Source organism: Microcystis sp. M079S1, from assembly GCF_020246425.1.
GTDB classification, from domain to species: domain Bacteria; phylum Cyanobacteriota; class Cyanobacteriia; order Cyanobacteriales; family Microcystaceae; genus Microcystis; species Microcystis aeruginosa.
In genome coordinates, this window is record NZ_JADBSZ010000243.1 from 1 (window position 1) to 5,650 (window position 5,650).

Annotated in this window: 8 protein-coding genes and 2 pseudogenes; 2 read left to right on the top strand and 8 right to left on the bottom strand. The window is 42.9% G+C overall.

The window, feature by feature from the left end:
* A pseudogene (locus IM456_RS16070) lies at positions 1 to 122 on the top strand (IS5/IS1182 family transposase); the annotation flags it as partial.
* Between the two features lie 404 nt (positions 123 to 526).
* Here the strand turns inward: IM456_RS16070 and IM456_RS16075 are convergent.
* The 5 genes from IM456_RS16075 to IM456_RS16095 all read right to left on the bottom strand — a co-directional run bounded on the left by IM456_RS16075 (position 527) and on the right by IM456_RS16095 (position 3,000).
* Positions 527 to 940, bottom strand: a complete 414-nt coding sequence (locus IM456_RS16075) for a type II toxin-antitoxin system VapC family toxin (protein ID WP_149988194.1) — start codon at positions 938 to 940, stop codon at positions 527 to 529.
* Entirely contained in the window at positions 937 to 1,212 is a 276-nt protein-coding gene (locus IM456_RS16080) for a hypothetical protein (protein WP_149988193.1), read from the bottom strand. Before IM456_RS16080 ends, IM456_RS16075 begins: the two co-directional genes overlap by 4 nt.
* A gap of 226 nt (positions 1,213 to 1,438) precedes the next feature.
* On the bottom strand, positions 1,439 to 1,624 hold the full coding sequence (locus IM456_RS16085) for a hypothetical protein (protein WP_002757942.1): 186 nt from the start codon (positions 1,622 to 1,624) through the stop codon (positions 1,439 to 1,441).
* A gap of 2 nt (positions 1,625 to 1,626) precedes the next feature.
* Positions 1,627 to 2,094, bottom strand: a complete 468-nt coding sequence (locus tag IM456_RS16090; RefSeq protein ID WP_149988197.1) for a type II toxin-antitoxin system VapC family toxin — start codon at positions 2,092 to 2,094, stop codon at positions 1,627 to 1,629.
* Positions 2,095 to 2,358: 264 nt separating this feature from the next.
* Complete coding sequence (locus IM456_RS16095; RefSeq protein ID WP_287693111.1) at positions 2,359 to 3,000, bottom strand: hypothetical protein; 642 nt, start codon at positions 2,998 to 3,000, stop codon at positions 2,359 to 2,361.
* A 518-nt stretch (positions 3,001 to 3,518) separates the two neighbouring features.
* Between IM456_RS16095 and cobS the strand changes: the two genes are divergently transcribed.
* On the top strand, positions 3,519 to 4,277 hold the full coding sequence (gene cobS / locus IM456_RS16100) for an adenosylcobinamide-GDP ribazoletransferase (protein WP_287693112.1): 759 nt from the start codon (positions 3,519 to 3,521) through the stop codon (positions 4,275 to 4,277).
* Here cobS and IM456_RS16105 read toward each other — a convergent pair.
* The 3 genes and pseudogenes from IM456_RS16105 to IM456_RS23370 all read right to left on the bottom strand — a co-directional run.
* Positions 4,274 to 4,735: a PPC domain-containing protein gene (locus IM456_RS16105; RefSeq protein WP_002786024.1), complete on the bottom strand. Its 462-nt coding sequence runs from the start codon at positions 4,733 to 4,735 to the stop codon at positions 4,274 to 4,276. The two genes, cobS and IM456_RS16105, sit on opposite strands and share 4 nt — an antisense overlap.
* 313 nt (positions 4,736 to 5,048) lie before the next feature.
* Positions 5,049 to 5,249 carry a DUF4278 domain-containing protein gene (locus tag IM456_RS16110; protein WP_061433262.1) on the bottom strand — a complete coding sequence of 67 codons (201 nt, stop codon included), beginning with the start codon at positions 5,247 to 5,249 and terminating at the stop codon, positions 5,049 to 5,051.
* A gap of 93 nt (positions 5,250 to 5,342) precedes the next feature.
* A pseudogene (locus IM456_RS23370) lies at positions 5,343 to 5,525 on the bottom strand (TrkA C-terminal domain-containing protein); the annotation flags it as partial.
* Positions 5,526 to 5,650 lie beyond the last annotated feature (125 nt).

The following is a 5,650-nucleotide window of genomic DNA, read 5'->3' on the forward strand; positions in this document are numbered from 1 at the left end:
TATTTAGAATTTTATCATCAAGATATAGGAATCGGAGACGGCGTTTTGGTCTGAGATTTAATTTAATCGCTGGCATTTACAACTATGAACTTGCTTTAGGCTATCATCAAGTAGCTGAATAGGACTTTTGCAGGAGGTCTATTACAATAAGCGTGTTATGCCGAATTATTATAGGCGTTCTTACGTTTTGAAAATCCCACAGGATCGCCGATACAAAATTAGGTTATACTTCATCTTTATGAGAAAGGCTGCCATACTGGAATCTAATTTTGGGGGGATTGATTACCATATTTAACTTCATTTGTCAAGAAATTCGCTCATTTTTAGGTGCGATCAGACTAACCTCACAGCTTTAATAAATGTGCATGGTGTGTTCCCCAAAATCGATCGCTGGAGCAGTAGGAGCCACATTAGGGAACACACCCTACGGCGATAGCTAACGGTGAAGTGCAGCGGCGGTAGATGAACTCAAACTCAGCACCAGCAGCTTTCGCCCGTCCGCCGCCACGCAGTGTTAGCTGACGGTTCAAGGGAATAACTCAAAGTAATCGCAGTGACTTGGACGAATGATCGAAAAATCTCGACGATCAAGCGTATAAACGCGAGTAATAGCGAGCCTTTCAGCTATGGCAACGATCGCTGCATCTGTAAAGTCAAGCTGATTGTCAGCATATTGTTCCAATATCTCATGCACTCGTACCAAGTCTTCTGGGATTACAGGTTCAACTTGAACCGCATCAGGTGTCATACTGGAGACAAAACGGCGCATTGCTTGGTGTCCCAATCTTGATGCAATCAGATAGCAGATCTCAGGCAAGACAACGACAGGTAGAACCAATGGCTCATTCACGCTTTGAGCAATAGCCAACACCCGTTGATGATTGCGATCTCCCTGATCAGTTAAAGCAAACAAAAAACTGGTGTCGAGGATTGCTGTCACACTGAATTGCTTGGCTTAAGATTCCAGCCATACACCGGATCAATCTCATTGCCTAGAATCTCTTCATCACGTTCTGAAATATCCTGTTGACCAGAGTTGCCTAAACCTGCAACTGCAAGCAGAAAACTAGAAGAGTGAGTGGTCAGTTCTCTTTGATGGGCTGCTTTATAGCGAAGATAGTCAAGAAAATTAGACAGTTCCACTAAAGCCTCATCAGGGAGAGCCTTGACTGCTTCAAGTAGCGATTGCCGTTCTATAATGCTTCTATCCATTACTAAATCTTAGATTAAGACTTTCCCTATTTTACTCCTCCACTCAGCAAACAGGCTCACTTGCTGGGTATTACAGCAGGTAACACCTGAATACAGTCCGCACAAATTGGAATGAAGTCAAAGATCACAGTTGGATTTTTTCTGTCAACCCAACCGACAGGATCAGCGTACTGCTACGCAGTGCCTTCGCCATCGCACTATAGATTTAGCGGTTCCATTGAATGCTTTAGCCGGCGGTCGGGTGCAGTGATTTATTAGACGCTCGCTTAATTGGCAACCTAACTAATCTATCTTTATGAGCCAGTTGCTTCTGCTTTAAGTCATTAAAAATAGCTCTTAAGTCATATTGAAACGATTGAGCGTATTCTTCTCTATACTTGTGAATTTCATCGAGAATTTCATTTTTATACATGACTAAACCTCTAGGTTATATCCAATAAGCTCATAAGGAGTGCAAATAACTGGCAATATATATCCGAGATCAGAACTAATCTGAGCCAGCTTACGCTGAATTTGGGCATTTGCCATGTGCTTGCAGTTCCATGTTAGCAAATAATCTAAGTTATAGACGGTTGCTAATGCCATATGTAAAGCGTCGTTAGATGCCTTTAGGGGCAGATTGCTTTGAGTCAGAAACGCTTGCGAAAGTTCAAACGCATCTTCTGTAAGTTCGAGAAGCATTAGGGATTGTAACAAGTTTAACCGTTGAGCGGCGATTATCGGATCTCCCTTAGCTGCCTCATCTTCAACAATCTCTGATGCGTAAAGCGTAAATGAGCTACTATGTTCGTTCCACCAATCCTGGGTGATCTTGATATTAGCAGCAACGATCAGATTGTCAGTGGGTCTGGCGGTTAAATGCCCAAAAATACTTGTTTCAATATAGACGCTTCCATTAACGGCAACCTAGAATATCTTTTCGCTCTCTATCCTACCTTATTTAATCTTGGTTTTGAGGGTGTTGGGTAACAGCCGCCAACCCAACCGACAGGATCAGCGTACTGCTACGCACTGCCTTCGCCATCACACTTAAACCCACAGCTGCAATCAATCTGCATGGTGCGTTCCCCAAAAATCGATCGCTGGAGCAGTGGGAGCCACTTTAGGGAACGCACCCTACGGAGATAGCTAGATAATTCATTTAACTTATTCCTCATTATCAGGCTTGATACTTTTCTGTGCTTCTTTTCTGTTTGTGGACTGCCCAAAGAAATATCCCAAAATTATTAAAAAAGCATTGTTTAAGATTTCTGGGAGTGTGCTTTTAGTCCAAAATATGGCTGCCACCTGTGCAATCATAATAACCATTAACATCAAACCACCTATTATCGTTGCTGCTGATTCTCGCTCTAAAAGTGAAAACCAAACTTTCGATCTCCTTTCAAATATTTCTACAGACAGTCTAGTCAATTCAGCTTGCGATCTTATACGTTCCTGATTCTGTTCCCTCTCAACTTCTTTAGATTGCTCTCTTAATTGTTGAGCCTCAACTTTGAGAGCATTAAGTTCTTTTTCAAGATACTTTTTAACTTCCTCATCACCTACACGATTAATCAAGTCGTGTATATTTTCAATCTTTTCGTTTGCAGAAAGTGTTTTAATCCTTTCTAATATGAGCTTTTTTCTATCTAGTAGTAGAGGAAGAATTCCAACCTCTAACTGAGCACTTTGCTTGGAAGTAATAATAAGGCTTGCATCTGCCTGTGCTCTAAAGCTAAATACGCCAAAAGATTGAGGATTTTTAATAGCTTCATTGATGGACTCTAAGCTCTGTCTTAATTCCTCCAAAGACTGGGTTTCTATCTGGCTTCTGCTTAGACCAAGTTCTGCTAATTGAGGTTCAAAGTAGGCTTATGCTTGCTCGGCAACCCGCTTTCTCATTGCCTCAAAGTTATAAACTCTCTCTGCTCCTCCTGGCATTGCTCCCATAAATCAAAACCATCCTAATTTACTTTCCAGCGGTCATAAAATTAGCTTGTCAGTTTGGCAAACTATCGATAGCTCAAGCTCAATCTTACTTAACAGCAGAGAACTCCTCCATTACACCCTCTCCAAAGACTCAGCCAACTACATATTATACAGAAACTTTCCGTATATCACACTAAATACGCATTTTTTCAGGAAACTTTCCGTATATTACTCTCCTGTATAGCGATCGCAAGAACTCTTCCTATAACATTACAATAAGCGTGTTATGCCGAATTATTATAGGCATTCTCAGATGTTTTGAAAATCCCACAGGGTGGCCGATACAAAATTAGGTTATACTTCATCTTTATGAGAAACACTGCCACACCAGAATCGAATTGGGGAGATTGATTACCATATTTAACTTCATTTGTCAAGAAATTCGCTCATTTTTAGGTGCGATCGCTTTTTACACGATTATTCCCGTTCCGATTACCTGGCCGGATTTTGGTAGAATTGCCCGATGGATTCCCTTAGTGGGCTTATTTTTGGGTTTAATTCTGGTTTTGCTCGATATAACTCTAGCTGGTCTGGGAATGCCACCCCTAACTCGTGCAGTTGTCCTTGTGGGGGTTTGGGTTTATCTAACGGGAGGACTACACCTTGATGGAGTTAGTGACACGGCCGATGGTTTAGCTGTCACCGACCCCCAGCGCCGTTTAGCGGTCATGGCCGATAGTGTTACCGGGGCCTTTGGAGTCATGGCCGTGACCATGGTTTTGCTGCTCAAAATCGCCGCTTTGACGGATTTAAGCGATAATCGAGCCTTAGCCCTAATTTTAGCACCAATTTGGGGACGTTGGGGGCAAGTAATGGCGATCGCTCTTTATCCCTACCTCAAACCCACCGGCAAGGGAGCCTTTCATAAAGTGGCTTTTTGTCTGCCCTGGGACTGTGGGGGAATAATTTGGGGGTTAATCGCCCTATTTGGCGGTCTAAGCTGGGGAATAATCGCCATTAGTGCTGGAATCGCCCTCGCTCTGCTTACTGGTTACTGGTTATATCGTCGTCTTCGGGGTCACACCGGCGATACCTACGGTGCGGTGGTGGAGTGGACAGAGGCTCTATTCTTGGTTTTTTTGACAATAATTAGCTAATTTTTGCCCTCCACGGCCCGTAAACGGGTTAATTTCAGGGTAAATTTGCCTCCACCGGTTTCTCCGAAAGCTCTCACCCGAATAATATATTTACCCGACTCGGTAATCCGGGCAAACAGGAGAGCATTAGTGCCACCATCGGGACCATCATCATTTTCTGCTACAGTGGAACCATCGTCGGCCAGGAGAATTAAAACTCCATCAAAGTTTTCCGATTTGAGATCGATGGCTACCTGATCGTCCTTGTCCAAATCTACGGTATAATCTCTAGCAAACCCCCCCTCACCCGTGGGAATATCTTTGTCGGTGAGAGTATCGTTAATTTCTTTATTGAGGATTAGGGGGACAGGATTATAGATTTTTTCTGCTCGCACCGGTAAAGATTGACCGCTTAACCAGAATAAAGTGAGTAAGACGCATAAACTAGAATAGCGACCAGTCAAAGGAAATCTTGTCATAGGGCAGATGTTCGTTTTCTCAATCTCCCTATTCTACAAAAAACTGATAACTATCAGCAGTTCGACAAAATTAAATTCACACCCCAGAAAAGGGGAACACTGGAACTGCGGAACTGCGGAAGGGAAAAATATGTGTAATTAATTTTGTTAACTATGAACATATATTCCTTGTTGGCAAAACAAGTTAAAAATCCCCCTTGGAGCAAGAGGGAAGATAAAACCCGTTTAAGGTAATTGCTGTGATCATTAATTGACAATATTTAAAAGAGATTGATTGAAAAAGAACTAGAAGTTAAAAACTTAAAGAGGGTTCTTACATGGGCAAAGAAGCTAAAGACTGAGTGATATTATAGGCTTGACCGCGATAGGTAACGGCTACCGGTTTCTGAATGCTTTGAGCGACACCACGGTTTTTTAAATAGGGAACACCACGATAGCCTAAAATCAGCGGACTGGAAGCAACGGTGGCAGTGGGATTTTTCTCGTAAGCAATGCCGCGATAGGTTAATTTCATAGGTGTCTCTGGAGATAATTGGTGAGTTAGTCTTATCTCCAGCCGCGGCCAAATTAATTCCAGAAAAGCTCAACTTTTTTCTGGTTAAATATCCTACCAAGAAGACCCCCGATAGCGCATTTCTCGACGCAGAGCATAACGACGGGCAAAATTGGGAACATCGCCCCGATGACCTAATAAAATGACCGTATCGCCTTGCTGTAGAATGGTGGAATGGTCGGGGTGGGTGATGACACGACCATCAAATTGACGGATAGCGACGTTGACATCCTCGCCGCCCTAAAAGTGCGGCGATTCCTAAACCTCACGATTTAAGTTTCTGCTTCCACCACCGTCGCATACCACAGTTAAAAAACCATGTACTGTCTTACACAGAGTCCACAGACTTTCGCCCCATTTCA

What these genes read in the sequence shown, in the direction of transcription:
- IM456_RS16110 (WP_061433262.1), bottom strand. Translation starts at nt 5,249, where the DNA reads ATGAAATTAACCTATCGCGGCATTGCTTACGAGAAAAATCCCACTGCC.
- IM456_RS16080 (WP_149988193.1), bottom strand. Translation starts at nt 1,212, where the DNA reads ATGGATAGAAGCATTATAGAACGGCAATCGCTACTTGAAGCAGTCAAG.
- IM456_RS16085 (WP_002757942.1), bottom strand. Translation starts at nt 1,624, where the DNA reads ATGTATAAAAATGAAATTCTCGATGAAATTCACAAGTATAGAGAAGAA.
- IM456_RS16105 (WP_002786024.1), bottom strand. Translation starts at nt 4,735, where the DNA reads ATGACAAGATTTCCTTTGACTGGTCGCTATTCTAGTTTATGCGTCTTA.